Annotated in this window: 27 protein-coding genes; 19 read left to right on the top strand and 8 right to left on the bottom strand. The window is 63.7% G+C overall.

Translation table 11 applies throughout. From position 1 onward, the window contains the following. The first annotated feature begins 6 nt into the window (after positions 1–6). Together BN2476_RS31520 and BN2476_RS31515 are read left to right on the top strand one after the other, a co-directional pair. Positions 7–696 (top strand): FadR/GntR family transcriptional regulator, encoded by a 690-nt coding sequence (locus BN2476_RS31520; RefSeq protein ID WP_087738118.1) that lies wholly within the window; start codon positions 7–9, stop codon positions 694–696. Between the two features lie 192 nt (positions 697–888). Further along, positions 889–2,397: an MFS transporter gene (locus BN2476_RS31515; RefSeq protein WP_087738165.1), complete on the top strand. Its 1,509-nt coding sequence runs from the start codon at positions 889–891 to the stop codon at positions 2,395–2,397. Between the two features lie 156 nt (positions 2,398–2,553). Here BN2476_RS31515 and BN2476_RS31510 read toward each other — a convergent pair whose 3' ends face one another. Further along, positions 2,554–3,141, bottom strand: coding sequence for an acyl-homoserine-lactone synthase (locus BN2476_RS31510; RefSeq protein ID WP_087738117.1), 588 nt, complete (start codon positions 3,139–3,141; stop codon positions 2,554–2,556). Positions 3,142–3,283: 142 nt separating this feature from the next. Here BN2476_RS31510 and BN2476_RS31505 point away from each other — a divergent pair, with 142 nt between their 5' ends. Next, positions 3,284–3,616, top strand: coding sequence for a helix-turn-helix domain-containing protein (locus BN2476_RS31505; RefSeq protein ID WP_087738116.1), 333 nt, complete (start codon positions 3,284–3,286; stop codon positions 3,614–3,616). Here BN2476_RS31505 and BN2476_RS31500 read toward each other — a convergent pair. Then, on the bottom strand, positions 3,600–4,304 hold the full coding sequence (locus BN2476_RS31500; RefSeq protein ID WP_162849276.1) for a helix-turn-helix transcriptional regulator: 705 nt from the start codon (positions 4,302–4,304) through the stop codon (positions 3,600–3,602). The two genes, BN2476_RS31505 and BN2476_RS31500, sit on opposite strands and share 17 nt — an antisense overlap. 567 nt (positions 4,305–4,871) lie before the next feature. Between BN2476_RS31500 and BN2476_RS31495 the strand changes: the two genes are divergently transcribed. From BN2476_RS31495 to BN2476_RS31465, 7 genes are all read left to right on the top strand, one after another. Then, on the top strand, positions 4,872–5,831 hold the full coding sequence (locus BN2476_RS31495) for a dihydrodipicolinate synthase family protein (RefSeq protein WP_087738114.1): 960 nt from the start codon (positions 4,872–4,874) through the stop codon (positions 5,829–5,831). A 78-nt stretch (positions 5,832–5,909) separates the two neighbouring features. Further along, positions 5,910–7,490 carry an aldehyde dehydrogenase (NADP(+)) gene (locus BN2476_RS31490; RefSeq protein ID WP_087738113.1) on the top strand — a complete coding sequence of 527 codons (1,581 nt, stop codon included), beginning with the start codon at positions 5,910–5,912 and terminating at the stop codon, positions 7,488–7,490. A gap of 109 nt (positions 7,491–7,599) precedes the next feature. Then, entirely contained in the window at positions 7,600–8,544 is a 945-nt protein-coding gene (locus BN2476_RS31485; protein WP_087738112.1) for an SMP-30/gluconolactonase/LRE family protein, read from the top strand. A 291-nt stretch (positions 8,545–8,835) separates the two neighbouring features. Then, the gene (locus tag BN2476_RS31480; protein WP_087738111.1) at positions 8,836–10,011 is read left to right on the top strand and encodes an ABC transporter substrate-binding protein; all 1,176 of its coding nucleotides are present in this window, start codon (positions 8,836–8,838) and stop codon (positions 10,009–10,011) included. A 157-nt stretch (positions 10,012–10,168) separates the two neighbouring features. Continuing rightward, positions 10,169–11,248 carry an ABC transporter ATP-binding protein gene (locus BN2476_RS31475; protein WP_087738164.1) on the top strand — a complete coding sequence of 360 codons (1,080 nt, stop codon included), beginning with the start codon at positions 10,169–10,171 and terminating at the stop codon, positions 11,246–11,248. Next, positions 11,245–12,132: an ABC transporter permease gene (locus tag BN2476_RS31470; protein WP_087738110.1), complete on the top strand. Its 888-nt coding sequence runs from the start codon at positions 11,245–11,247 to the stop codon at positions 12,130–12,132. The genes BN2476_RS31475 and BN2476_RS31470 overlap by 4 nt, the downstream gene beginning before the upstream one ends. After that, on the top strand, positions 12,132–13,037 hold the full coding sequence (locus tag BN2476_RS31465) for an ABC transporter permease (RefSeq protein WP_087738109.1): 906 nt from the start codon (positions 12,132–12,134) through the stop codon (positions 13,035–13,037). The genes BN2476_RS31470 and BN2476_RS31465 overlap by 1 nt, the downstream gene beginning before the upstream one ends. An 88-nt stretch (positions 13,038–13,125) precedes the next feature. On the opposite strand, the gene BN2476_RS31460 is transcribed toward BN2476_RS31465, so the two are convergent. Beyond that, complete coding sequence (locus tag BN2476_RS31460) at positions 13,126–13,731, bottom strand: short chain dehydrogenase (protein WP_087738108.1); 606 nt, start codon at positions 13,729–13,731, stop codon at positions 13,126–13,128. A gap of 292 nt (positions 13,732–14,023) precedes the next feature. Next, the gene (locus tag BN2476_RS31450; protein ID WP_087738106.1) at positions 14,024–14,473 is read right to left on the bottom strand and encodes a DUF3005 domain-containing protein; all 450 of its coding nucleotides are present in this window, start codon (positions 14,471–14,473) and stop codon (positions 14,024–14,026) included. A gap of 290 nt (positions 14,474–14,763) precedes the next feature. On the opposite strand from BN2476_RS31450, the gene BN2476_RS31445 reads away from it, so the two are divergent. The 4 genes from BN2476_RS31445 to BN2476_RS31430 all read left to right on the top strand — a co-directional run bounded on the left by BN2476_RS31445 (position 14,764) and on the right by BN2476_RS31430 (position 18,051). Next, a complete protein-coding gene (locus BN2476_RS31445; protein WP_087738105.1) occupies positions 14,764–14,997 on the top strand; it encodes a hypothetical protein in 234 nt (77 codons plus the stop codon). 185 nt (positions 14,998–15,182) lie between these two features. Next, positions 15,183–16,115: a serine O-acetyltransferase EpsC gene (gene epsC / locus BN2476_RS31440; RefSeq protein ID WP_087738104.1), complete on the top strand. Its 933-nt coding sequence runs from the start codon at positions 15,183–15,185 to the stop codon at positions 16,113–16,115. A gap of 83 nt (positions 16,116–16,198) precedes the next feature. Continuing rightward, entirely contained in the window at positions 16,199–17,026 is an 828-nt protein-coding gene (locus tag BN2476_RS31435; protein WP_087738103.1) for an AraC family transcriptional regulator, read from the top strand. 101 nt (positions 17,027–17,127) lie between these two features. Then, complete coding sequence (locus BN2476_RS31430; protein WP_087738102.1) at positions 17,128–18,051, top strand: DMT family transporter; 924 nt, start codon at positions 17,128–17,130, stop codon at positions 18,049–18,051. 78 nt (positions 18,052–18,129) lie between these two features. Here the strand turns inward: BN2476_RS31430 and folE are convergent, their stop codons facing one another. Together folE and BN2476_RS31420 are read right to left on the bottom strand one after the other, a co-directional pair. Next, positions 18,130–18,759, bottom strand: coding sequence for a GTP cyclohydrolase I FolE (gene folE, locus BN2476_RS31425; RefSeq protein ID WP_087738101.1), 630 nt, complete (start codon positions 18,757–18,759; stop codon positions 18,130–18,132). A gap of 114 nt (positions 18,760–18,873) precedes the next feature. Beyond that, entirely contained in the window at positions 18,874–19,797 is a 924-nt protein-coding gene (locus BN2476_RS31420) for a LysR family transcriptional regulator (RefSeq protein ID WP_087738100.1), read from the bottom strand. 498 nt (positions 19,798–20,295) lie between these two features. On the opposite strand from BN2476_RS31420, the gene BN2476_RS31415 reads away from it, so the two are divergent. From BN2476_RS31415 to pcaC, 5 genes are all read left to right on the top strand, one after another. Beyond that, complete coding sequence (locus BN2476_RS31415; protein WP_087738099.1) at positions 20,296–20,997, top strand: 3-oxoacid CoA-transferase subunit A; 702 nt, start codon at positions 20,296–20,298, stop codon at positions 20,995–20,997. Positions 20,998–21,013: 16 nt separating this feature from the next. Further along, entirely contained in the window at positions 21,014–21,673 is a 660-nt protein-coding gene (locus BN2476_RS31410; protein WP_087738098.1) for a 3-oxoacid CoA-transferase subunit B, read from the top strand. Between the two features lie 161 nt (positions 21,674–21,834). Further along, on the top strand, positions 21,835–23,217 hold the full coding sequence (locus BN2476_RS31405) for a 3-carboxy-cis,cis-muconate cycloisomerase (protein WP_087738163.1): 1,383 nt from the start codon (positions 21,835–21,837) through the stop codon (positions 23,215–23,217). A 4-nt stretch (positions 23,218–23,221) separates the two neighbouring features. Beyond that, a complete protein-coding gene (gene pcaD / locus BN2476_RS31400) occupies positions 23,222–24,013 on the top strand; it encodes a 3-oxoadipate enol-lactonase (RefSeq protein ID WP_087738097.1) in 792 nt (263 codons plus the stop codon). Continuing rightward, a complete protein-coding gene (gene pcaC, locus BN2476_RS31395) occupies positions 24,010–24,408 on the top strand; it encodes a 4-carboxymuconolactone decarboxylase (RefSeq protein WP_087738096.1) in 399 nt (132 codons plus the stop codon). The genes pcaD and pcaC overlap by 4 nt, the downstream gene beginning before the upstream one ends. A 129-nt stretch (positions 24,409–24,537) precedes the next feature. Here the strand turns inward: pcaC and BN2476_RS31390 are convergent, their stop codons facing one another. Further along, entirely contained in the window at positions 24,538–24,840 is a 303-nt protein-coding gene (locus tag BN2476_RS31390; protein WP_087738095.1) for a Txe/YoeB family addiction module toxin, read from the bottom strand. After that, positions 24,794–25,090 (bottom strand): type II toxin-antitoxin system Phd/YefM family antitoxin, encoded by a 297-nt coding sequence (locus tag BN2476_RS31385; RefSeq protein WP_087738094.1) that lies wholly within the window; start codon positions 25,088–25,090, stop codon positions 24,794–24,796. The genes BN2476_RS31390 and BN2476_RS31385 overlap by 47 nt, the downstream gene beginning before the upstream one ends. Between the last annotated feature and the right edge of the window lie 112 nt (positions 25,091–25,202).

Raw genomic sequence — 25,202 nt, 5'->3', positions numbered from 1 at the left:
TCGACGATGAACGAGCGTAAATCGACAGGTCTGCCGGACAAGATCTACAGCGACATTCTCAACCGGATTCTCGAAGGGGAATACAAGGAAGGCGAGCGTCTGCCGACCGAGCATGCGCTCGCAGAGCGTTTCGAGACCTCGCGGCCGACCGTGCGCGAAGCGCTGGCCCGTCTGCGCGCGGACGGCATCATCGTGACGCGCCACGGCTCCGGCACGACGGTCGCGCGCCGGCCCGATCCCGATGTGCGCCGCTTCGCGCCGCTGGAAACGCTGTCCGATATCCGGCGCTGCTACGAATTTCGCATCGTGACGGAATCGGGCGCGGCCGAACTCGCCGCACAGATGGCCGACGCCGACGACATCGCCGCGATCCAGCACGCGTGGGACGAACTGGAGCGCGTGATCGAGACGCAGGGCATCGGCGCAAAGGACGACTTCGCGTTTCATCTGGCCGTCGCGCGCGCGTCGAAGAATCAGTTCTTCATCACGATGATGGGGTTCATCGAAGAGCAGATCGTGTTCAGCATGAATCTGTCGCGCAATCTGTCGCTGGTGAAGACGCTGGAGCGGCAGCGGCTCGTGCAGACCGAACACCTCGCCGTGCTCGACGCGATTCGCGGCAAGGACGCAGCGGGCGCCGGCCAGGCGATGCGCCTGCATCTGGAGCATGCGCGCGACCGGATGTTCGGCTCCTGACTTTTCCGCCTCGACGGGCCGTGTGAAGTGCGCAAGCGCGGCCCTGTTTCTTCTCACCTGAAAAATGCGGCGTGCCTCGCGCCGTATCGCTAAGAAGTGAATCCTTCCCGTCCCTTGTCGAACAGAGTCGGCGCTTCAGCGCCTAACTCCGGCCCCATGCAAATGCTGCCTTTTCGTGACGCGCTGCTGGCGATGCTCGGCATCGGTCTCGTCAACATGCTCGTCGCGCTCGATCAGACGGTGGTCAGCACGGCATTGCCGTCGATCGTCGTCGAACTGCACGGCTTCGAGTATTACGCGTGGATCGCGAGCGCCTATCTGCTCGCTTCCGTCGTGACGGTGCCCGTGTTCGGACGCCTCGGCGACTACTTTGGCCGCAAGCGTTTCGTGATCGCGGCCGTGATCGTGTTCACGGTGGCGTCGGTGCTGTGCGGCGTCGCGGGCAGCATGCCGTTTCTGGTGTTCGCGCGCGGCTTGCAGGGCGTCGGCGGCGGGATGATGGTCGGCACAGCGTTTGCGTCGATCCCCGATCTCTTTCCCGATCCGCGCGCCCGCGTGCGCTGGCAGGTGGTGATGGCGGCCGCCTACGGGATCGGCACGGCGGCGGGCCCATCGCTCGGCGGCTGGCTCAGCCAGCATTTCGGCTGGCGCTCGACGTTCCTCGTGAATCTGCCCGTCGGCGCGCTCGCGCTGTACTTCATCTGGGCGCATTTGCCGCACTACCGGCGCGAGCGCGCGGGCGACGTGCGCATCGACTGGATGGGCGCCGTGCTCGTCGCGCTGGTGCTGGGCGGCTTTCAGACGTTCATCGAGGCCGTGCCGAAGGACGGCCTGACGACGGGCAACGTGATCCTCTCCGCGCTGGTGGCGGCGTGCGCGGCGGCGCTGCTCGCCTGCGAGCGGCGCGCCACGCATCCCATCGTGCCGCTCGACCTCTTCAGGGACCCGCAGCTCGTGACGCTCTTCACGCTGTCGGTGCTGTCGGGCTTCGTGATGTTCTCGCTGATCTTTTTCGCGCCGCTCCTGCTGCAGGGCGGCTTCGGATTGTCGCCGCAGCAGGCAGGCCTGCTCGCGACGCCGATCGCCGCGTGCATTGCGCTCGGCAGCCTGATCAACACGCGCGTCGTGATCCACATGTCGCGGCCCACGGCGATTCTGTCGATCGGCTTTGGCCTACTCGTGGCCGCGTCGGTCGGCATCGCGCTCGCCACGCCCGCGACGCCCCATCGGTATCTCGAGTTGTCGATGGCCGCTGTCGGCATCGGCCTCGGCTTCATTCTCAACAACCTGAACGTGTTCGGTCAGGAGATCGCGGGACGCGAGCGCTTCGGCATCACGACCGCGCTGCTTCAGTCGACGCGCATGGTGGGCGGCATGCTCGGCACCAGCATCGTCGCGACGATCGTGAACCGGCGCTACGCGTCGGGCGTGGAGGATTCGCTGCGCGTGCTCGGCGAGCCGGTCGCGTCGGCCTGGCGGCCGAGGCTGGCCGATCCGCGCATTCTCGTCGACGAGAGCCTGCGCAACTCGCTGCTGATGGAACTGAAACGCGCGGGGCTCGAAGGCCCCGCGCTGCTCGACGCGGCGCGTCACGTGCTCGTGCAGTCGATTCACATCGGCGTGGTGCTGACCGGCTGCGCCGCGCTGGCCGCCGTGTTCGTCGTGCGCCGGATCTCGCACATCACCTTTCGTCGCGGTTAGCCAGGCCGCCCGGCACACCGCGTGCCTTGCGACGGGCTCAAGCGAAGCGGCCGAACGCGTCGCGTTGCGCGAGGCGTACCGTGGGCCTGCGCGCATCGCGACTGTCCCGCCGTCGCCTCGAGTTCGATACGGAAACGGCTCGGCGGCGTATGTCCGTCAGGCCGCGACGGGCATCGGCTTGCAGACGGCGACGCGAATCGCGTCGACGGTGATGTCGAGCGCAATCGTCCGCTCCACGCCGATCTTCACCGGCGGCCCGAGCCGCGTGACTTCGATGCCCGCGCGCCGCAGCAACCGTTCGATCGCCGTGGTCGTCACAGTCACGTAACGGGTGATGCCCATCCGGTCGGCGAAAGTCACCAGTTCGTGGATCGCGTGCATCGTCAAATCTGCGAAGCCAAACGTTTGCGCGCCGTCCGTTTCAATAGCAAATCGGCTCAATTCCCATATATGCCGTCCAAGTGGAGCCGCTTGACCATCCAGTAATTGCGGGAACGTGTCCTTCAGCATGTTCGGCCCTTCCGTCGGCATCAGCCGCCAGCAGCCGCAGACGCGCCGGTCGCCGTCCTGGATGAGCATGTAGTACGGGCCGAGCGCGTCATAGCCGTCGATTTCCATCCCCGCGATGGTCGGAACATCCCAGCCCATCCTGTCCCGGAAGACGCGGGCGCGAAGCCGGTACATTTCGTTGATGTTGTCGTTGTCGAACTCTTGCCGTGTGCCAATCCGAATCGCGGTATGCATGGTGTGCTCCTTACGTGATAGCGGTACGCAGGGAAACGTATGCATTTCGGATAAAAAAAACACCTACTCACCTGGATAGGTGTTAAGTGGGCACGGGGATCACAAAATTGAGACGAGGCAGCCAATCATCAGGGGAAACATCATGGAACTTCAAAATCATTGGCAATCGGGTGTTCACGCAAACGTTCAACCGACCGTCCAGAGCCGTAGTTCGGAGCCGTCGTCCAATGTGGATCGCGTGCTGATCATCGCGTACCGCAAGAAAAAGAAAGAGAGCCAGCGTCAGTTCTGGGCGCGCTTCGGCGTGACGCAGTCGCGCGGCAGCCGCTTCGAATCGGGCGCGGAGATTCCGGCTCCCGTATCGATCCTGCTGGGCCTGTACTTCACGAAAACGGTCACGGACGGCGATCTGGGCAGGGCAGAGAAGGTGCTCCACAACCCGGAAGCCCGTGAGCTGATCAACCTGGATCAATAAGGCCGAGTTGCGTCGCAATCACGGCGGCAGCGCGCCGTGAGTTCACGCCGAATTTCGCGCGAATGTTCTTGAGATGGAAGTTCACCACTGCTTCCGAACAATTGAGAATGTGCGAAATTTCCCAAGTGGACTTACCGCGCGCGGTCCATTTCAGACATTCCTGCTCGCGCGGCGTGAGCTTCGGCACCAGCGCCTGCGTGTGAGCATCCAGATGGGGCTGGCTCGTGTCGATGACCAGGTCGCGCAAAAGCACCAGGTTTGGCAGCACGACATCGAGATGGCTCCAGAATTCGTCGGTCGGATTCCGATCGTTCACGAAGCAGATCAAGCCCGATTCCTGTCTAGGCCCATGAATGGGCAGACTCACACCCGCGCGCAGACCATATGCGCGGGCTTCCTCGTACATCGTTTGCTGCGGGTACGTCGCGAACAGGTCAGGCGACCAGATCAGCGGTGACGAGCGTGTCATGCAGTGCGCAACGGTCGGATCGATGTGTGCGAAACCATGCGCGTTGTAGAACTGCCGCCAGGCCGGCGAGTACGTGCTGCGAATGAACGCGTCCTCCAGCCGGATACCCGGGCGCGGAAGAATCCCGACCAGCACGCGATCGAAGCCCCACCCGTCGGCGAGACGAGCGACTTCGCGGAACCAGGTGACGTCGTTCTCCGCTTGCAGCAAAGGCGACATCTGCTCAATGAAATGTTGCGGCAAGGTGCTATCTCTCGAGGTTCGCAGCGGAGCGGGCTTTGGCCATGGCGATGCTGCGGATACTCCTGATGTTGGTGTACATCAATTTATCACCATTATTGGCTTTTTAATGCGAAATGGCGATACCCGATTTCGAGTTTCTTCATTTTTGCCCCAAAAGGAAGCTTGCCGGGATAGTCGATTAAACCGGCTTGGCGAAATAGTGCATTAAGTGGCGCAATCCGCTCCTGGCGTGGCAAACAGCCGTTCTTTAAAGTGCGTCATTTGAAAGGCGTTTGCACATTATTGAATCGGTACTAAATACGCAGGACCTCTAAATCGGAATAGATTGCAAAACGTTTGAATCAAACAGGCCGTGATTTTCAAGACGTTGTCATACCAGAATTTTTCGAAATCGACGCCCGGATAACAGCGCGAAAGCCTTCATTCGTGTGATGAAAGTCGTTTCCAGGCACAACGCGCAGAAGCGCCGCGCGGCCCGAGGTTGTTTGACAACATTGGCGGCGCAATGCTAACTTGCCCGCGTGATCGTCTGCGAGCCGCCCCATGAACGTGTCCCCTATTCTCGAAAGCGAGTATTCCGCCAGTGTCATGGCGGTTCCGCCGCTTGCGCGCCGCGCCGATCTGACGCTCGATCCGGCCGAAAACCACAAGTTGATCCGTCACATCGAGACGGGCGGGGTGCGTACGCTTCTCTATGGCGGCAATGCGAACCTGTATCACGTTGCAGTCAGCGAGTATCGCGAGCTGCTGGATATGCTCGCGGCGCTCGCCGGTCCCGCGACGCGTGTAATTCCCGCCATCGGCCCCGACTACGGGAAGATGCTCGACCAGGCGCGCATTCTCGCGCAGACACTGTACCGAACCGCGATGGTCCTGCCCTTGACGGGCTTCACGACATCCGAGGGCGTCGAGGCGGGGCTCACGCGCATCGCCGACACCGCAGGCATCCCGCTCACGCTGTACATCAAGAGCGAGAGCTACGTGAGCGTCGATACGCTCGCGCGGCTTGTGGACCGCGGCACGCTCATTGCTGTGAAGTACGCGATCGTGCGCGACGATCCATCACGTGACGACTACCTTCGCCGGCTGCTGCAAAACGTGAGTGCGGCGAGGGTGATTTCAGGAATGGGCGAGCGGCCGGCGCTCGCGCATGTGCGGCAATTCGGTCTCGCCGCATGGACGACGGGCTCGGGCTGCATCGCGCCGCGTGCGGTGATGACTTTGCTCCGCGCGGCGAAGGCGAAAAACGCCAATACATCGACAGATGACGACGAAGCACAGCGTCTTTACGACGCCTTCATGCCGCTCGAAACCTTGCGCGACGAGATCTCGCTGATCCGCGTGCTGCACGACGCGGTGACGTTGTCGAAGCTCGCGGACATGGGGCCGGTTCTGCCGTTGCTGAGTTCGACGCCGCCCGAACATCATGCGAAGATCGAAGCTGCGACGCTGGCCTTGCTCGACTTCGAGCGGCGACTCGCGGAATCGTCCGCCCATTCATGACGTCGCACACACTATTTGGATTCCAGGCCGCGCGATGCGACATGATCCGCGTCGCGCGGCCATCGACAGGAGCTGGACATGCAGATTACCGGTGACATGCTGATCGGCGGGTCGGCGGTGCGCGGCACCAAAGGCACGCTGCGCGCGTTCGACCCGGCGCGCAACATGGAAATCGAACCCGAATTCGGCGCGGGCGGCACGGTCGAGGTGGACCGCGCGTGCGCGCTGGCCGCGCTCGCGTTCGACCCGTATCGTCAAACGTCGCTCGAAGTGCGCGCGCATTTCATCGAGACGATTGCTGAGAACATTCTCGGGCTCGGCGATGCGCTGATCGAGCGCGCGCAGGCCGAATCCGCGCTGCCGAAGGCACGGCTCGAAGGCGAGCGCGCGCGCACCGTGGGGCAACTGAAGCTGTTCGCATCGCTGGTGCGCGAAGGCCGCTGGCTGACCGCGACGCTCGATTCCGCGCAGCCGGACCGCAAGCCGTTGCCGCGGCCCGACTTGCGCATGCAGAAGATTCCTGTGGGCCCCGTCGCCGTATTCGGCGCGAGCAATTTTCCGCTCGCATTTTCCGTGGCGGGCGGTGATACGGCATCGGCGTTCGCGGCGGGTTGCCCTGTCGTCGTGAAGGCGCATCCGGCGCATCTCGGGACGTCCGAGCTGGTCGGCCGCGCGATCCAGAAAGCCGCCGCCGACTGCGGCCTGCACGAAGGCGTGTTTTCGCTCGTGATCGGCGCGGGCAACGAGGTCGGCGAGGCGCTCGTCCAGCATCCCGCGATCAGGTCGGTCGGCTTCACGGGCTCGCGCAGCGGCGGCCTGGCGCTCGTGAATCTCGCGCAGAAGCGCCGCGAACCGATTCCCGTGTTCGCCGAAATGAGCAGCATCAATCCGATGTTCGTGCTGCCCGGCGCGCTCGCGAAGCGCGCGGAGCAGATCGCGACGGGCTTCGTCGAATCGGTGACGCTCGGCGTCGGCCAGTTCTGCACGAACCCCGGTCTCGTGCTGCTTCTCGAAGGTCCGCACAAGAAGGCATTCATCGACGCCGCCGCGAAGGCGCTCGCGCAGAAGAGCGCGCAGACCATGCTGACGCCGGGCATCGCTAACGCGTACCAGGACGGCGTCACGCATCGCACCGAGCAGCGCGGCGTGCAGAGCATTGCGCGCGGCACCTCGTCGGATGCGACATGCGCGGCGTTGCCCGCGCTGTTCCAGACGGAAGCGATGCACTTCCTCGCGTCCACGGAACTGGAGGACGAGATCTTCGGGCCGACGTCGCTGATCGTGACCTGCACGGACATCGAAGAAATGGTGAAGGTCGCCGAGTACCTCGAAGGCCAGTTGACGGCCACGCTGCACCTCGAAGCCGACGACTACGACATCGCGCGGCGTCTGCTGCCGACGCTCGAGCGCAAGGCCGGCCGCATTCTGGCGAACGGCTTCCCGACGGGGGTCGAGGTGTCGTACGCGATGGTGCATGGCGGCCCGTACCCGGCGACCTCCGATTCGCGCGCGACATCGGTCGGCGCAACGGCCATCGAGCGTTTCCTGCGTCCCGTCTGCTACCAGGATTTGCCCGCCGATCTGCTGCCGCAGTCGCTGCGCGACGAGAATCCGCTGAAGCTCTGGCGTCTGCGCGACGGCAAGCCTGCGCAAGCGTAAGCGCAAGAGCAAGCGCGGCCGCATCCAACAGCAATCAATTCGAAAAAAAAGACCGCCGAATACCGGGCGTCGATTCCATTCGACGCCCGGCGTTCGCACCGACAGCGCCATGACCGAACCCAGCAATCACCGACGCTATCCCGATCCTTCCATCCGCAGTTTCGATCCCCGCTTCGACGCGTTGCGCCTGGCATCGGCTTCCGTCGAGTGCCTGTACCAGGGCGCGCGCTGGTCGGAAGGGCCCGTCTGGTTCGGCGACGGCCGCTACGTCCTGTGGAGTGACATTCCGAACAACCGCATCCTCCGCTGGGACGAAGAGACGGGGGCCGTCACGCCGTTTCGCCGGCCGTCGAACAACGCGAACGGCAACACGCGCGACCGCGAGGGGCGGCTCGTCACCTGCGAGCATCTGACGCGGCGCGTCACGCGCACCGAATACGACGGCTCGATCACGGTGATCGCCGAGCGCTACCAGGGCAAGCGCTTCAACTCGCCGAACGACGTGGTTGTGAAGTCGGACGGCTCGATCTGGTTTACCGATCCGTCGTTCGGCATCGACAGCTTCTACGAAGGCGAAAAGCAGCAATCCGAGTTGCCGCAGAACGTGTATCGCGTCGACGGCCAGACGGGCGAAGTGGCGATGGTCTGCGATGAAGTGATCGGGCCGAACGGGCTCGCGTTCTCGCCGGACGAGTCGGTGCTGTACATCGTCGAGTCGCGCTCGAAGCCGCGCACGATCCGCGCGTTCGACGTCGTCGGCGACGGCCGGTCGCTCGCGAACAACCGCGTGCTGATCGACGCGCAGCAAGGCACGCCGGACGGCTTTCGCGTCGACATCCACGGCAACCTGTGGTGCGGCTGGGGCATGGGCACCGAAGAGCTCGACGGCGTGCGGGTGTTCTCGCCGCAAGGCGAAGCGCTCGGGCACATCGCGCTGCCGGAACGTTGCGCGAACGTGTGCTTCGGCGGCCGGCATCGCAACCGGCTCTTCATGGCCGCGAGCCACGGTCTCTATTCGCTGTACGTGAACACGCAAGGCGTGCGCGGCGGCTGACGCAACACGCGCGTCCAGCACGACGACTGGCCGATTGTTCAAAGTTGCCTAACAAGTTACGCGTCAGTGTTCTCCCTATGATGCATGGCCAGGCTTGCTAATCCGGCTGAAATCGTTGTCACAAAAGGATTTGAAGATTCTGTAAGCCTGCCTTGCCGCGAACGGCCCCGGGCAGAATTTGCTTGACATCATGCCCGCGCCTTCGTTATGTTTCACTGACTAGCAGCCCGTAGTACGTCACCGCCGCATTCCGGTCGGCGGACGTTCCATACCAAGAGGCGAGGAGACGAAATGGCTTTTTCTGGCAGGTTGTCAGTGAAGTTGGCAGGTCTGTGCGTGGCTGTCGGTGCCGCAGTCGCTGGGTTCACACAAACGGCGCGAGCGGCCGATGCCGTCACGCTCAACATCGTCGACGTCGCCGGCGATCTTCAATTGACGCAAAAGGGTTTCGAAGCCTTCAAGGCCAAATACCCGAATCTCGTCTCCAACATCACGTACACGAACGCGCCCGCGCCGCAATTGCCCGGCAAGATCAAGGCGATGCAGGCGGCCGGCCGCTCGGACATCGATCTCGTGCTGACGGGCACCGATGCGCTCGCGGCCGGCATCGAACAGAACCTGTGGATCAAGCTGCTGCCCGACCAGAACGCGCTGCCCGGCGTGCTCGACAAGTACGCGCCGGGTCCGCGCAAGATGCAGGACATCGCGCAAGGTTACGGTGTCGAAGTCGCGTACATGCCGGCCGGTCCGCTGATCGAATACAACCCCGCCAAGGTCAGCGATCCGCCGAAGACGCCCGAGCAACTGCTCCAGTGGTGCAAGGCGCATCCGAACAAGCTGATCTACGCGCGTCCGGCAAATTCCGGCCCGGGCCGCACGTTCCTGATGGGTCTGCCGTATGTGCTCGGCGATAAAGACCCGAAAGATCCTGTCAACGGCTGGGACAAGACGTGGGCGTTCCTCAAGCAACTGAACGACTGCATTCCTTACTATCCGGGCGGCACGTCGGCCGTGATGAAGGAACTGGGCGAAGGCACGCGCGACATGACCGTCACGGTGACGGGCTGGGACATCAACCCGCGCGCGCTCGGCATCGTGCCGGCCGAATTCAAGGTGCAGGCGTTCGACAACATGACGTGGGTGAACGACGCGCACTACATGGTGATTCCGAAGGGCGTGCCGAAGGAAAAGCTCGACGTGCTCTACAAGCTGATGAACTTCATGCTGGAGCCCGCGCAGCAGGCGATGACCTATGACGACGGCTACTTCTATCCGGGCCCGGCCATCAAGGGCGTGACGGAAGCGCAGGCGCCGGAGCACAGCCAGGAAGTGCTGAAGAAATTCGGCCGTCCGGAATACGCGAAGCTGCTCGCCGATCGTCCGCACGTTCTGCCGTTGAGCGCGGCCACGATGGTGGCGGCGTTCCAGAAGTGGGACCGCGAAGTCGGCGCGCAGAAGACGAAATAAGACCCGATAGCGTACCCATCACCGCATCAGGTGGGGCAGCCGGTGCGCGCGTATCGTGCATCTTGTGCGCGTGTTGCGCGCATCGGCGATTGTGACGGCAGGCCGCGAGCACTCCGTGCTTTGCGGCGCTGTCATGCAACATCGTAGGGAAGCGACCATGAAGCATCAATTTGAGCAGTTGCGCCTCGAGTCCGTCTGCCGCAATTTCGTCAATGCCGAAGGGCAGCCGGTGGCCGCGTTGCAGGGTCTCGATCTGAACATCCGCCGCGGCGAATTCATCGCATTGCTGGGACCGTCGGGCTGCGGCAAGTCGACGGCGCTCAACTGCATCGCGGGCTTGCAGCCGCTGTCGGGCGGCGGCATCTGGCTCGACGAAAAACGTATCGACGTGCTGCCGCCCGAAAAGCGCGGCTTCGGCATGGTGTTCCAGAACTACGCGCTGTTTCCGCATATGTCGGTGCTCGACAACGTCGGCTTCGGTCTGAAGATGCGCGGCGTAGCGAAGGCGGAAACGGCGAAGCGCGCGCGAGAAGCGCTGCAACTCGTGCAACTGGTCGGCCACGAGAAGAAGCTGCCGGGCCAGCTGTCGGGCGGCCAGCAGCAGCGCGTCGCGATTGCGCGCGCGATCGTGATCGAGCCGCCGCTCATTCTGATGGACGAGCCGCTGTCGAATCTCGACACGAAGCTGCGCATCGAAATGCGCGCCGAGATTCGCCGCATTCACACGCAACTGGATCGCGCGACCATCTACGTGACGCACGATCAGGACGAAGCGCTGTCGATGGCCGACCGCATCGTCGTGATGAGAGAGGGCGTTGTGCAGCAGGTCGCGACGCCGAAGGAAGTCTACGGACGTCCGAAGAATCTGCACGTCGCGCGTTTCATGGGCTATCGCAACGTGCTGCCGTTCACGCTCGAAGGCACGCAGGGCGAAGGCGTGGCCGTGGAGGCGAACGGCGTGCGCCTCGTCGGCATGGCGATGGACGGCTTCAGCAGCAAGCGCGTCGCCGTTGCGCTGCGTCCCGAGGACATGGAGCGCGCCGCGCCCGGTTCGGAGAACGCGTTTGACGCGCAGGTGACGACCGTCGAGTACGGCGGCCGCGATTCGCTGATTCGCGTGAAGAGCGCATTCGGCGAACTGTGGGCGCGCGTCGCGGGCGAATTCACCGAGGGCGAGCGCATCACGCTGCGCGTGCCGCCGACGCGCACGCTCGTCTACGACGGAGAACCGACATGAGCACGGTGACGTCCGCCGCTTCGCGAGCGCTCGTCGCGCCGCGCGATCGCAAGGCGTGGCTCGTGTCGCCAGCCTTGCTGTTCATCCTTGCGCTCTTCGTCTATCCGTTCGCCTACGGGCTCGCGCTGTCGTTCAGTCCGATGGAAGGCGGCGGAATGTGGGCGAACTACGCGAAGTTCTTCAGTGACACGTCGATGTGGCCGACCATCCTCGTCACGCTGAAGCTCGCCGTGCCCGCGACGCTGATCAATGTCGGCGTGTCGGTGCCCGTCGCGTTTGCGCTGCGCCGTCCGTCGCCTTATCAGAAGTTCGTGACGACGCTGCTCGTGATTCCCATCACACTCGGCACCGTGCTGATCGCCGACGGCATGCTCACATACTTCGGTCCGAACGGCTGGTTTCCGCAGGCGCTGCAAGGGCTGCATCTCTACAGCGACGAAGTGCGCCTCACGCACAACTTCTGGGGCGTACTGATCTCGCTGATCGTATCCGGCTTTCCGTTCGCGTTTCTGCTGACGCTGTCGTACGTGACGGGCATCGATCCGACGCTCGCGAGCGCCGCCGCGACGCTCGGCGCGAATCCGTGGCAACAGTTCCGGCAGATCTATCTGCCGCTGCTGGTGCCGGGGCTGACGATGGCGGCGTGCCTGTCGTTCGTGCAGGCGTTCTCGGTGTTTCCGTCGGCGGTGCTGCTCGGTGCGCCGGCCGGGCCGACCCGCGTAATGTCGATCGCCGCCGCCGAGGCCGCGTTCGAAAACTACGACTACTCGCTAGCTTCGGCGATCGCGATCGTGATGGGATTCGTGCAACTGGTGATCGTCGCCGCGATGCTGGGCGCGCGCCGCTTCTTCTACAGCGGACCGGCGACGGGAGGTAAGGGCTGATGGCAACCGATCGTCAAGTCGCGCATCCGTGGCCCGCCACGCCGCAAGGGCAAACGGTGAAGTCGATGAAACCGTACGTCAGTCTGCGCGACCGCGTGTACAAGGCGCTCGTCTGGGGCGCGATGATTTTCTTTCTGCTGAACATCGTATTGCTGATCGCGACGGTCGCCGTCAACTCGATCGCGACGCGCTGGTTCGGCACGCTGCTGCCGCAGGGCTTCACGCTGCACTGGTACGCGCAGGCGTGGAGTGACTTCCAGCTGGCGGCCGTGCTGTGGGTGACGGTCGAAGTGGTCGGCGCGGTGGTGCTGCTGTCGATCCTGCTCGGCGTGCCCGCCGCGTATGCGCTCGCACGCGTGCAGTTTCGCGGCAAGCGTTTCGCGATGCTCGTGTTCCTGCTGCCGCTGATGGTGCCGCCCGTCACGTACGGCATTCCGATGGCGACGGTGATGTACAAGGTCGGGCTCGCGGGCACGCTCGCCGGTGTGATCCTCGCGAACCTCGTGCCCGCGCTGCCGTTCGTCATTCTCGTGATGACACCGTTCATCGAGCAGATCGATCCGAATCTGGAATCGGCGGCGCGCATTTTCGGCGCGAACACGTTCCGCTATTTCCGCTATGTGCTGCTGCCGTTGCTGGTGCCCGGCATGCTCGCGGCGGGTCTGCTGGTGCTGGTGCGCACGATCGGCATGTTCGAGCTGACGTTCTTCACAGCTGGGCCGTCGACGCAAACGCTCGTCGTCGCGTTGTATTACGCGGTGTTTTCGACGGGCGTGCGCGCACCGCAATCGATCGACGCGATGGCGATGATCTATATGGCGATTACGCTGATCTGGGTGTTGATCGCGCTGCAGTTCGTGAGCCCGACGCAGATCGTGTCGCGCGTCAAGGAGCAGCGGGCGTAGGCGCGCCCGCTTGCCCGCACGCGTCAGCGCGGCGCGCGTTGGCCCACGTGCAATAGGCCCAACTCGATGGCCAGCGCTCAATGGCTCATTAGCCGCCTACGCGATAAACCCGTCCCGTCTGCGCGCCCTCGACGCTGCGCAGATAGCCCTGCGCGGCCTTGCTTGCGTCGACGGGTTCGAAGCCGCGGAAGAACGGCGCATAGCTTTCCATCGATTCCGTCAGCACAGTCGGACTGACGACGTTGATGCGGATGCCGCGCGGCAGCTCGATCGCCGCGCCTCGCACGAAGCCTTCGAGCGCGAGGTTTACGGTGGTCGCGCTGACGCCCTGGCTGATCGGCTCGTCGGCGAGAATGCCGCTCGTCAGCGTGAACGATCCGCCGTCGTTCACGTACTTTTGCGCGGCGAGCACGAAATTGATCTGTCCCATCAGCTTGTCGCGCAGGCCGATCCAGAACTGCTCGATCGTCATCTCGGTCAAGGGCCCGAAATGGACTTTGCCGGTCGCCGTGACCACGGCATCGACGTTGCCGATTTCCTGAAACAGCCGTTCGATACTCGCCGGGTCCGTGCTGTCGACGCGATGCGCGCCACGCGTCGCGCCCACTTCGATCACTTCGTGACGCGCTTTCAATGCGGCGGCGACGGCCTGGCCCAGCGTACCCGTTGCGCCGATCACAACGACTTTGCTCATGTGCTGCTCCGTGAGGTCAAGAAGATGCACCGATTATGCGGACTGCAACGCCGCCGAAAAAGGCGTGTAAGCGACGAGGTCATGAAACCAGCGGTTTCGAATCGCACGTGTGCGTATGCGTAGCGAAACGAAACGCGATGGAGTTGTGCGAGAGCACGCAAACGTTCGCCATCGCACAGACGAACGCCACATGGCGGCTAACGCGCGATTGAAACGCAAACGCGAAAAATGCGCGAAAGCTCGTGAACGTGCGTGACGCGTCAACGGATTGACGCGTCACGCGAAACGACGCTCACTCGTCGCGTTCGAGTTCGATGACGCGCGTCGGCCGTTGATGGTTGAGCGCGAAGTGCACGCGTCCGCGCAACTGATCGCCAGTAAGCGAATACGACTGGTGGAAGCGGTCGTCGAAACGCTCGACCGTCGCGGGCGCGATCATGCCCTTGTCGATCACGTGATAACCCGGCTCCAGTGCGAGCAGCAGATGGTTGCCGCCGATACGGCTATCGAATCCCGCCAGCTCCGCTAACGGATCGTCGGGCACGCTGTTGACGAGCGTTGCGTTGCTCGTCGTGATCTCGTCGGGGCCGATGGGCCCATGGCCCGCGATGCGCGCAGCTTCGTGATTCTTGCTGTCGGTATCGACAGTGCTGTCGTGCGTGCGATCGTTATGCATTTCGGCGCTGCGCGCCAGCGCGGTTCCGGACTGCGTCGCGGGCACCGGGCGTGTATTGAGGCTCATTTTGTGTCCTCCTTTGCTTGTGGTCCCAAACATAGGATAGGAGCAAATCCCGTTCCGCGTGAGCGTACGATTACCTGTCGAACTACGCGTGACGGCCGTTCGGGCGACCGGCAATTTTTTGCTAATTTTTTCGTGGACGTCCAATTTCTACAGAGTATGATTCTTGTTCGACGAGCGCAGCAACACCCTGCATGACCGCGGCGACCTCGCGGACTGTTTCAGCCCACGGCACCTGCACTCGTGAGAGAACCATAAGGACCATCTATGGGGCAGTCAGGGGCGGGTGACTCATGCACGTTGATGCTGCATTCACACATCGTGGCTACTTGCTTAATTGCGCGCCGGCGCGCGCGGGCGATGGAACATGGCAACCGTATGTCGTCGTGTCGCGTTCGAGCGATGGTGAACTGGTCGCCAACCGTTTCTTCCCAACTGACCTCCGTTTCGCCGACGAAGCCGCTGCTATTGCGCACGCGCGCGACTGGGCCGTGCGCTGGATCGACGCGAGCAGCATGACCGTATAAGCACGCTGTATTGCACGCCCTTTAGCACATCACTTGCTGCGCAATGCCACGCATGACGCGACGCGCACAGCATCACGCGTGCCGTATGCAAAGCGCACGAGGGCCGCACGGCATGCGGCGAAACGCGGTAATCTCTGGGGACAGTTCACTCTAATCGCGCCTCGTGCGCGAACGATGTTGTCGCCATGTCAAATGTTTCTTCTCACAACTGGGGCCTCGAACAGATCGTCGCCGATTTGCGCGCGTCGCGTGAAGAGCTGCATCGCACGCGTCATCCGCGCGGCATTCGCGAACTGCCTTCGCGCGATGCCGTGATCAACATCGTCGGCGGATTGCGCGCCGCGCTTTTTCCGACGCACTACGGCGCGCCCGATCTGACCGACGAAAGCGTCGATTACTACGTCGGTCATACGCTCGAAAGCACGTTGCGGCTGCTGTCCGAACAGATCCGCCGCGCGCTGCGCTTTCTGCCCGAGCACGCCGAGACCACGGACGCCGAACTGAGCGCGCGCGCCTTCAATGTCGCGCGCGATTTCGGCAAGCAGTTGCCCGCCATCCGCGCGCTGCTCGTCAGCGATATTCAGGCTGCCTACATTGGCGACCCCGCCGCGCAGCACATCACCGAGATCCTGCTGTGCTATCCGGGCGTCTGGGCGATGACGCATCATCGGCTCGCGCACGCGCTGCATCGGCTCGGCGTGCCGCTGCTCGCTCGCTTCATCAACGAGATCGCGCATTCGGCGACGGGCATCGATATTCACCCCGGCGCGCAGATTGGCCCGAGCTTTTTCATCGATCACGGCACGGGCGTCGTGATCGGCGAAACGGCGATCATCGGCGAGCGCGTGCGCCTCTATCAGGCGGTCACGCTCGGCGCGAAAAGCTTTGCCGCAGATGAAGACGGCACGCTCGTGAAGGGCAACGCGCGCCATCCGATCGTCGAAGACGACGTCGTGATCTATGCCGGCGCGACGATTCTCGGCCGCGTGACGATCGGACGGGGCTCGGTGATCGGCGGCAACGTGTGGCTTACGCATAGCGTGCCGCCTGGCAGCAGCGTGTCGCAAGGCAAGATCCGCGAAGGCGAGCGCACGCGCAACGACGAAGGGCGGCGGTGATGCACGAATGTTCGATCGCACGATTGATGGCGCCACTCGAAACGCGTCCGTTCGATATGAGCGAATGACAAGCGAATGAAACGATGAAGCCGCGTGGACGCGTTCAGATGCTGCGTTGTGCGCTCGACGGCGTCGAAGCGACGGCCGCGCACACGACGCATGCGTTCGCGCGTCATTCGCATGATCGCTTCGGCATCGGCGTCGTCGTCGCGGGCGGTCAGCGTTCGGCAAGCGGGCGCGGGCCTGTCGAAGCGCGCGCGAAAGACGTCATCACGGTCAATCCCGGCGAAGTGCACGACGGCAGTCCGCTCGACGAACACGGACGCGCGTGGCGCATGCTGTACTTCGAGCCGTCGCTCGTGTACGCGACGCTCGCCGAATGCGCGCATGCGCCCGTGCGCGAAGTGGAACTGACGCGGCCCGTGCTGAACGATCCGCAATTGTCCGCGTGCTTCACGCGTCTGTACTCGGTCGCGGTGAGCGCGGCGAATGAACGAGCGGGCTTCGATGACCTTGCGTGCGAAGAAGCGCTGCTCGCGCTTTTTGCGCACGTGGGTCGGCATCACGCGACGCCGCTCACGCCTGAACGCGAACACATCGGCCCGATCGTGCGAGCAAGAAGCCGCATCGACGACGATCCCGCGTCGTCTGCGACGCTCGCTGACCTCGCCGCCGAAGCGGGCATGAGCCGCTTCCAGTTGTTGCGCAGCTTCGCGCATGAAGTCGGCTTGCCGCCGCACGCGTACCGGATGCAGCGTCGCGTGGCGCTCGCGCGGCGGCTCATCGCCAGCGGGACGGCGCTCGCGGATGCCGCGGCCTGCGCCGGTTTCTCGGACCAGAGCCACATGACGCGCGCATTCGTCCGGCTCCTCGGCATCACGCCCGCGAGCTACGCGGGTGCTGTCCGCTGACTCGCGCGGCCGTTTTGCATAGGGCTCTGCAATAACGTTCAAGACTGCGCATTCGTGTGCGCAATACGCTCCTCGCATCGTTTGATATGAGGAGGCGCGCCATGCATGCGCGTTATGTCGGTTACTTCTTTTGCGCGCTCGCGATGATCGGCGTGGGCAGCACGGTCGTCGTCAGCAAGGCGATTGCGGGCGGCTTGCCGCCGTTCTCGGCGACCGCGCTGCGCTTCGCGATCGCGTTGCCGGTTTTCGTCGCGATGATGCGCGTGCGGAAGCTTCCGTGGCCCAAGCTCGATGCGCACGACAGGTGGCTCGCGATCGCCCAGGCGGGAGCCGGGAGCGTCGGCTATACGGTGTGCCTGATCGGCGGGATGCGGCTCGCTTCGGCCGCCGATGCGGGCGTGATCGCGGGCACGTTGCCGGCCGTGTCGGCGGTCGTGGCCGCCCTGGCGCTCGGCGAGCGGCCGTCGCCCGCGCTGCTTGGCGCGATTGCGCTCGCTACAGGCGGCGTGCTCGCCTGCACCGTGCGGCCCGACGATCTGACGGCGTCGCACGGCGCGCATTCTCTGGCGGGCAACGCGCTGGTGTTCGCGGCCGTCGTCTGCGAGGCGCTTTTCATTCTGCTCAACCGCAAGCTGCGCACACCTGTCGCCGCGCTGCCGCTGTCGGCGCTGATGAGCGGGATCGGCTTTCTCGTCGCCATCGTGCCCGCATGCTTCGAAGCGCCGTGGCGCCTGCCGCTCGACGCGAACCTGATGGCGGCGCTCGCGGGCGTCGTCTATTACGCGCTCGTGCCGACGGTGCTGGGCTTCGTGCTGTGGTACGCGGGCGCGGCGCGCGTGAGCGGCGCAGAGGCGGGGCTCGTGACGGCGCTCGTGCCTGTATCGACGCTTGCCCTTGCGGCCGGCGTGCTGCACGAGCCGATCAGCCGAGCGCAATTGATGGGCGTCGCGTGCGTGCTCGCGGCCATGTTGCTCGCGACGTTTGGGCAAGGCCGGCAGATGGGCGCGCGACGCGCGGCGGGTTAGGGTTGGCGGCTCGATGCTGCGTTCCGACCCGGCGGCGCGTCTGAATGCGGGTCAGAAAGAACGGGTTTTGCGAGCCGCTCAGGTATTCGCCACGCTCATTGAAGTCGGGCTATTGACGATCGACAGAAACTCGCGGCGCGTCGATGGGTCCGAGCGGAATGTGCCGAGCATGCGCGACGTGACCATCTCCACGCCCGCCTTGTGCACGCCGCGCGTCGACATGCATTGATGCGACGCTTCGAGAATCACGCCGACACCCTTCGGCTGCAATACTTCGTTGAGCGTATCGGCGATCTGCACGGTCATCTTTTCCTGAATCTGCAGACGCTTGGCGAACGCATCGACGAGCCGCGCGAGCTTCGAAATGCCAACCACGCGATGCTCAGGCAAATAGGCGACATGCGCGCGCCCGATGATGGGCACCATGTGATGCTCGCAATAGCTCTCGAAGCGGATGTCCTTCAGCACGATCATTTCGTCGTAGCCGTCCACTTCGGAAAACGTGCGGGCCAGAATGTCGCGCGGCTCGACGTCGTAGCCCGCGAAAAATTCCTCATACGCACGCACGACGCGCGACGGCGTATCGATCAGCCCTTCGCGCCGCGGATCGTCGCCGGCCCAGCGCAGCAGCACGCGCACGGCTTCTTCGGCTTCGTCGCGGGACGGACGGTTGGGTGTGTCGGCGGGTGTATTTGTCTTCGTAGTCATCCCTCGCTCCAGTTCCAGTAAAACGCGAATCGCACGTTGGGGCATTGTTCCATGTTTCGCGACCCCACGCCCTACATGGATATGCGCGTGATCGGGGCGCGCTACTCCGACGCGCTACTTCGGCCACTCGTCCTTCGCATCGTTGAACAGCTCCGCGACGACGCCGCGCAGCCAGCTCGCGCGCGGATCGTTGTGGAACTTGCGATGCCAGTGCTGGCGCAAGTCGAAGCGGGGCAACGGCAAAGGCGGTTCGACCAGCGTGATCGACGCATGTTCCGACACGTAGGCGAAGCCGATCGCGTGCGGCACCGTCGCGACGAGATCGCTGCGCGCGAGGATGAACGGCAGGCTCATGAAGTGCGGCGTCTCCAGCACCGCGCGGCGGCGAATGCGCTTTTTCTCCAGATACCGTTCGAGCACTTCCTGGCTGCGTCCTTCGGCGCGCACGACGGCGTGCCCGAGGCCGACGAACTGCTCGAGCGTGAGCGGCGCGCCCGCCAGCGGATGATCGCTGCGCAGCAGGCAGATGAAGCGGTGCGTGAAGAGCCGCTGCTGGAAGAAGTTGTTGCCGGACAGATCCGGAAAATAGCCGACGGCCAGATCGATGTCGCCCGATTCCAGACCGCGCTCCACCAGCGCGGGCGGCAGCGATACCGAGCGCAGATTCGCATGCGGCGCGCGCTCGGCGAAAAGCTGCAACAGACGCGGCAGAAACACGATTTCGCCGACATCGGACAGCGCGAGCGAGAAGGTATGCGTCGATGTCGCAGGATCGAAGTCCTGCGTTTCGAGCATGCCTTTTTCGATGCGCGCGAGCGCCTCGCGAGCGGCGGGAATCAATGCGAGCGCGCGCGGCGTCGGCTCCATGCCGCGCGACGTGCGCACGAACAAAGGATCGTTGAAGTACTCGCGCAGCCGGCCGAGCGCGGTGCTCACGCGCGGCTGGCTTACGCCGAGACGTTCGGCGGCGCGGCTCACGTTGCGCATGTCTTCGAGCGCGACGAGGTAGGGAATCAGGTTGAGATCGAGTTCTGCCATGCTGGGGGCGCGGGCTTTGCAATGGCACGCATATTATCGATAAAACGTATACAACGTAGCCTGGCAATCGCGCTGCCGCATATCAGGGAAAGCGCCGACGGCGACCCGGCGCGTTCCGATGCGGCCTCGCGGATGCTGGCGGAGAATGATGCGGGATTCGCGTTTCGAGATGGCCGGGTGCATCAGGACCCAAGCCCACGCAACGCCCGCGTAGGGCAAACCACGAATCCGTTGCCTTGACAAGAGACGCGGGCGCAAACCATAATGCGCCGGTACGTTCGCTAAACGAAACTGTGTTCGTATAAAGAACTTTTTGGGTTCAATGCGAAATACAAGCGGAAGGCGGACCAAACTCATGCGGCCTGCAGCAGGTCTGCATGCCGTCAGCAGGGCCATGAAGGACGAAAGCGGGCGTGGAGACCGTCCGGCGCATAATTCCGTCGAGCGGTCGGCGGATCACACGGCGCGCGGAACGACGCGTTCCAGAGGAAATTCGACATGATCAACAAGATTTTCGAGTCACTCCAGTCGGCGGTCGCCGACGTGCATGACGGCGCGACCGTCATGATCGGCGGCTTCGGGACGGCCGGCATGCCTTCCGAGCTGATCGACGCGCTCATCGAACAGGGCGCGAAAGAACTTACGATCGTCAACAACAACGCCGGCAACGGCGACACGGGCCTCGCGGCGCTGCTCAACGCGAAGCGCGTGCGCAAGATCATCTGCTCGTTCCCGCGTCAGACCGACTCGTATGTGTTCGACGCGCTCTATCGCGCCGGTGAAATCGAACTGGAACTCGTGCCGCAAGGCAATCTGGCCGAGCGCATCCGCGCGGCGGGCGCGGGCATCGGCGGCTTCTTCACGCCGACGGGCTACGGCACGAAGCTCGCCGAAGGCAAGGAAACGCGCGTGATCGACGGCAAGCACTACGTGCTGGAGTCGCCGCTGCACGCCGACTTCGCGTTGATCAAGGCTTACAAGGGCGACCGCTGGGGCAACCTCGTCTATCGCAAGACCGCGCGCAACTTCGGGCCGATCATGGCGAGCGCCGCGAAGACGGCGATCGTGCAGGTGTCGGAAGTGGTGCCGCTCGGCGCGCTCGACCCCGAAGTGATCGTGACGCCGGGCATCTTCGTGCAGCGCGTCGTCGAAGTGCCGCAAGCGGTACACGCCTCGCAACGAACCGGGCAAGCCGCCTGAAGCAAGGAGACCCGACATGAAACGACTGACCCGCGATGAAATGGCGAAGCGCGTCGCTCAGGACATTCCTGAAGGCGCTTATGTGAACCTCGGCATCGGCGTGCCGACGCTGGTGGCGAACCACCTCGACGCGAACAAGGAAATTTTCCTGCACAGCGAAAACGGCCTGCTCGGCATGGGCCCGGCGCCCGCGAAAGGCGAGGAAGACGATGAGCTGATCAACGCCGGCAAGCAGCACGTCACATTGCTGACGGGCGGCGCGTTCTTCCACCACTCCGATTCGTTCGCGATGATGCGCGGCGGCCATCTCGACTACTGCGTGCTCGGTGCGTTCCAGGTGTCGTCGAAGGGCGACCTCGCGAACTGGCACACGGGCGCGCCCGACGCGATTCCCGCCGTGGGCGGCGCGATGGATCTGGCCATCGGCGCGAAGCAGGTGTTCGTGATGATGGAGCATCTGACGAAGCAGGGCGAAAGCAAGATCGTCGCGGAGTGCTCGTATCCCGTGACGGGCGTGGGCTGCGTCGACCGCATCTATACGGACCTCGCGATGATCGACGTGACGAAGGACGGCCTCGTCGTGCGCGAGATCTTCTCCGATATCGACTTCGCGGAACTGGAGAAGCTGACGGGCGTCGCGCTGATCGACGGCACGCAGCAGGCGCGCGCGGCTTGAGGCTCGCACAAAGCCAGGCCACCGCGTAAGGAAAAACGCGCGCGACAGCGCGCGTGACCTCCGCGCGGCGTTCGGCGACAATGAAGCCGAATGCCGCGCGCTTTCAGGCGCTGCATTCAGGCGCAATATCGACGCGCATTCCTCCCGAAGCACTGATCATCATGCTAGAAGCCAGCGCCCGCCTGACCATCCTGATCTGCGGCACGCAGCCGATGAACGACATCTGGTCGCCGCGCGCGACGCTGCAGCGGATGCTCGACGTCGAAGCCGCGCTCGCGCGCGCATCGGCTGCGCATGGCGTGATTCCGAAGTCGGCCGTCGCCGCGATCGAAGCGACGTGTCACGCGGACAAGCTCGACGCCGATGCGCTCGCACGCGATGCCGCGCTCGGCGGCAATCTCGCGATTCCCCTCGTCAAGCAGCTGACCGCGCGCGTGAAAGACGCGGACGCGGAAGCGTCGAAGTTCGTCCATTGGGGCGCAACGAGCCAGGACATCATCGATACGGCGACCGTGCTGCAACTGCGCGATACGTTCGATCTGCTCGACGGCGCTTTGTCGTCCACATGCGACGCGATCGCCGCCCTCGCACGGCAGCATCGCGCGACGCCGATGATCGGCCGCACGTGGCTGCAACAGGCGTTGCCCATCACGCTTGGCCTGAAGTTCGCGCAATGGCTCGATGCGCTGCTGCGTCATCGCGAGCGTCTCGACGCGCTGCGCGAACGCGTGCTCGTGCTGCAATTCGGCGGCGCGGCGGGCACGCTCGCGAGCTTGCGCGACAAGGGCGGCGCAGTTGCCGAAGCGTTGGCGAAAGAGTTGAAACTCGATATGCCCGCCGTGCCGTGGCACACGCAGCGCGATCGGATCGCCGAAACGGCCGCGTTCTTCGGCATGCTGATCGGCACACTCGGAAAGATCGCGCGCGACATTTCATTGCAAATGCAGACGGAACTCGGCGAACTCGGCGAGCCGGTTGCGGCCGGCAAGGGCGGTTCGTCGACGATGCCGCACAAGCGCAACCCCGTCGGCTGCGCGGCCGTGCTGACGGCGGCGACGCGTGCGCCCGGTCTGGTCGCAACGGTGTTTGCGGGCATGGTCCAGGAGCACGAGCGCGCGCTCGGCGGCTGGCAGGCCGAGTGGGATGCGCTGCCCGATCTCGCGCGCCTCGCGGGCGGTGCGCTCGCGAACATCGAGCAGATCGCGAAGGGGCTCGAAGTGAACGTCGAGCGGCTCGCGGAGAACCTGGACGTGACGCATGGCCTGATTCTCGGCGAAGCGGTGATGCTCGCGCTCGGCGACAAGATCGGCCGGCTCGATGCGCATCATCTCGTCGAGCAGGCATCGAAGGAATCGGTGAAGTCCGGCAAGACGCTCTTCGACGTGCTGGCCGCCGATGCGTCCGTCACTCGACACTTGCCCGTCGGGCAACTGCAACGTCTGCTCGATCCCGCTCATTACGTCGGCAGCGCGCACGCTTTCGTGGACGCCGTGCTGGCTCTTCATACCGCGCGCAAAGAACGCGTGACACAACATCAGGAGTAAAGGAATGCCCTACGCCGCAGTGAATGGCATCGAGCTTCATTACCGGATCGACGGCGACCGTCACGGCAGCGCGCCGTGGCTCGTGCTGTCGAACTCGCTCGGCAGCGACCTGTCGATGTGGACCCCGCAAATCGCCGAGTTCGCAAAGCACTTTCGCGTGCTGCGCTACGACACGCGCGGCCACGGCCACTCGGAAGCGCCGAAGGGGCCGTACACGATCGAGCATCTGACGGGCGACGTGATCGGCCTGCTCGACACGTTGAAGATCGCGCGTGCGAATTTCTGCGGCGTGTCGATGGGCGGGCTTACGGGCATCGGCCTCGCGGCGTGCCACGCGGACCGCATCGATCACATCGTGCTGAGCAACACGGCTGCGCGCATCGGCTCGCCGGAAGTGTGGGTGCCGCGCGCGGCGCGCGCTCGCAGCGAAGGCATGCTCGAGTTGTCGGATGCCGTGCTGCCGCGCTGGTTCACGGCCGAATTCATCGCACGCGAGCCGATCGTCTTCGGCTTTATCCGCGATGTGTTCGTGCATACCGATAAGGAAGGCTACGCGTTGAACTGCGAAGCCATCAACGCAACCGACCTGCGCCCCGAAGTGCACGGCATCAAGGCGCCTGCGCTCGTGATCTCCGGCACGCACGATCTGGCCGCGACGCCCGCGCAAGGCCGCGAGCTGGCTGCGGCGATCTCGGGTGCGCGTTACGTCGAGCTGGACGCATCGCACATTTCGAACATCGAAGTGGCGGACACGTTCACGAAGACCGTACTCGATTTCCTGAAGGGGCAGCGATGAACGATGAACAACGTTACGAAGCGGGCATGGGCGTGCGCCGCGCGGTGCTGGGCGATGCACACGTCGACCGGTCGATTGCGAACCGCACGGAAGTGACGGAAGAGTTTCAGAACTTCATCACGCGCTATGCGTGGGGCGAGATCTGGACGCGCGACGGCTTGCCGCGCCATACGCGCAGCCTGCTGACGATTGCGATGATGGTTGCGTTGAATCGGAGCGAGGAACTCGCGTTGCATCTGCGTGCCGCGCGAAATAATGGCGTGACGCGGGATCAGGTGAAGGAAGTGTTGTTGCAGACGGCTATCTACTGCGGGGTGCCGGCGGCGAATTCGGCGTTCCATCTTGCTGACAAGGTTTTTCGTGAGCAGGATGAGGAGGGCGGCGTGAAGGCGTAGGGTCTACTTCAAAGCGTTTGTCGAAGCCGCGTGAACCTTGTGTCACGCGGCTTTTTTGTTTCTCCACGATTCGATTCGCGCAAACAAAAAGCACCGTTTCCGGTGCGTTCGGAGGGTAATCAGTAAGCCTCAGTAATGAAACCGGCACTGCATCACGTAGATGATTCCGTCCTGCACGATATACACAAGACGGTCAGCCTTCGTGATGCGGCGCGACCAGAATCCCGTCAGATCGCCTTTCAGGGGTTCGGGCTTACCGGTTCCTTTGAAGGGATCGCGCGCTATCTCCTCAATAAGACCATTGATCTCCTTCACGATTGCGCGATCGTGTGCCTGCCAATACAGATAGTCGTCCCACCCGTCTGAACTCCACGCGACCTTGCATCTATTTACTGCTGCGGCTTTGTTTTTTGTTTTCTTTTGTTGCGTCATCGTTCAGCAAGTCCTTTTCGAAGGTCTTGCCGGCCTTAAACTCGGCAATCGAACGGCGCAGGCGTTCAGCATTCGTCGGTGTCCCCAGCAGATGCAGGGTTTCCTGAATGCTATTGTAGTCGTCCAGCGAAATCATCACCACGTGCTCACCCCGCTGCCGCGTGATGATGGTCGGTTCATGATCTCTGCACACCGTATCAAGAGCCTGCTTAAAGCTGGCTCGAGCCTCGCTAAAAGTCAGGATGTTCATTTCAACCCCTATCTCATGCCTGTGAACAGGCTTTTATACTTCACCCAGATTTCATTGTACGTAGTTCTGTACCATTTGACAAGAAAACTGATCGCTAGTGTTCTGTCTCAGA

Origin of the sequence: Paraburkholderia piptadeniae (genome assembly GCF_900007165.1) — a bacterium.
Classification (GTDB): domain Bacteria; phylum Pseudomonadota; class Gammaproteobacteria; order Burkholderiales; family Burkholderiaceae; genus Paraburkholderia; species Paraburkholderia piptadeniae.
This window is presented reverse-complemented; position numbering and strand designations above follow the sequence as displayed.

What these genes read in the sequence shown, in the direction of transcription:
- BN2476_RS31520 (WP_087738118.1), top strand. Translation starts at nt 7, where the DNA reads ATGAACGAGCGTAAATCGACAGGTCTGCCGGACAAGATCTACAGCGAC.
- BN2476_RS31515 (WP_087738165.1), top strand. Translation starts at nt 889, where the DNA reads ATGCTCGGCATCGGTCTCGTCAACATGCTCGTCGCGCTCGATCAGACG.
- BN2476_RS31510 (WP_087738117.1), bottom strand. Translation starts at nt 3,141, where the DNA reads ATGCATACCGCGATTCGGATTGGCACACGGCAAGAGTTCGACAACGAC.
- BN2476_RS31505 (WP_087738116.1), top strand. Translation starts at nt 3,284, where the DNA reads ATGGAACTTCAAAATCATTGGCAATCGGGTGTTCACGCAAACGTTCAA.
- BN2476_RS31500 (WP_162849276.1), bottom strand. Translation starts at nt 4,304, where the DNA reads ATGTCGCCTTTGCTGCAAGCGGAGAACGACGTCACCTGGTTCCGCGAA.
- BN2476_RS31495 (WP_087738114.1), top strand. Translation starts at nt 4,872, where the DNA reads ATGAACGTGTCCCCTATTCTCGAAAGCGAGTATTCCGCCAGTGTCATG.
- BN2476_RS31490 (WP_087738113.1), top strand. Translation starts at nt 5,910, where the DNA reads ATGCAGATTACCGGTGACATGCTGATCGGCGGGTCGGCGGTGCGCGGC.
- BN2476_RS31485 (WP_087738112.1), top strand. Translation starts at nt 7,600, where the DNA reads ATGACCGAACCCAGCAATCACCGACGCTATCCCGATCCTTCCATCCGC.
- BN2476_RS31480 (WP_087738111.1), top strand. Translation starts at nt 8,836, where the DNA reads ATGGCTTTTTCTGGCAGGTTGTCAGTGAAGTTGGCAGGTCTGTGCGTG.
- BN2476_RS31475 (WP_087738164.1), top strand. Translation starts at nt 10,169, where the DNA reads ATGAAGCATCAATTTGAGCAGTTGCGCCTCGAGTCCGTCTGCCGCAAT.
- BN2476_RS31470 (WP_087738110.1), top strand. Translation starts at nt 11,245, where the DNA reads ATGAGCACGGTGACGTCCGCCGCTTCGCGAGCGCTCGTCGCGCCGCGC.
- BN2476_RS31465 (WP_087738109.1), top strand. Translation starts at nt 12,132, where the DNA reads ATGGCAACCGATCGTCAAGTCGCGCATCCGTGGCCCGCCACGCCGCAA.
- BN2476_RS31460 (WP_087738108.1), bottom strand. Translation starts at nt 13,731, where the DNA reads ATGAGCAAAGTCGTTGTGATCGGCGCAACGGGTACGCTGGGCCAGGCC.
- BN2476_RS31450 (WP_087738106.1), bottom strand. Translation starts at nt 14,473, where the DNA reads ATGAGCCTCAATACACGCCCGGTGCCCGCGACGCAGTCCGGAACCGCG.
- BN2476_RS31445 (WP_087738105.1), top strand. Translation starts at nt 14,764, where the DNA reads ATGCACGTTGATGCTGCATTCACACATCGTGGCTACTTGCTTAATTGC.
- epsC (WP_087738104.1), top strand. Translation starts at nt 15,183, where the DNA reads ATGTCAAATGTTTCTTCTCACAACTGGGGCCTCGAACAGATCGTCGCC.
- BN2476_RS31435 (WP_087738103.1), top strand. Translation starts at nt 16,199, where the DNA reads ATGAAGCCGCGTGGACGCGTTCAGATGCTGCGTTGTGCGCTCGACGGC.
- BN2476_RS31430 (WP_087738102.1), top strand. Translation starts at nt 17,128, where the DNA reads ATGCATGCGCGTTATGTCGGTTACTTCTTTTGCGCGCTCGCGATGATC.
- folE (WP_087738101.1), bottom strand. Translation starts at nt 18,759, where the DNA reads ATGACTACGAAGACAAATACACCCGCCGACACACCCAACCGTCCGTCC.
- BN2476_RS31420 (WP_087738100.1), bottom strand. Translation starts at nt 19,797, where the DNA reads ATGGCAGAACTCGATCTCAACCTGATTCCCTACCTCGTCGCGCTCGAA.
- BN2476_RS31415 (WP_087738099.1), top strand. Translation starts at nt 20,296, where the DNA reads ATGATCAACAAGATTTTCGAGTCACTCCAGTCGGCGGTCGCCGACGTG.
- BN2476_RS31410 (WP_087738098.1), top strand. Translation starts at nt 21,014, where the DNA reads ATGAAACGACTGACCCGCGATGAAATGGCGAAGCGCGTCGCTCAGGAC.
- BN2476_RS31405 (WP_087738163.1), top strand. Translation starts at nt 21,835, where the DNA reads ATGCTAGAAGCCAGCGCCCGCCTGACCATCCTGATCTGCGGCACGCAG.
- pcaD (WP_087738097.1), top strand. Translation starts at nt 23,222, where the DNA reads ATGCCCTACGCCGCAGTGAATGGCATCGAGCTTCATTACCGGATCGAC.
- pcaC (WP_087738096.1), top strand. Translation starts at nt 24,010, where the DNA reads ATGAACGATGAACAACGTTACGAAGCGGGCATGGGCGTGCGCCGCGCG.
- BN2476_RS31390 (WP_087738095.1), bottom strand. Translation starts at nt 24,840, where the DNA reads ATGACGCAACAAAAGAAAACAAAAAACAAAGCCGCAGCAGTAAATAGA.
- BN2476_RS31385 (WP_087738094.1), bottom strand. Translation starts at nt 25,090, where the DNA reads ATGAACATCCTGACTTTTAGCGAGGCTCGAGCCAGCTTTAAGCAGGCT.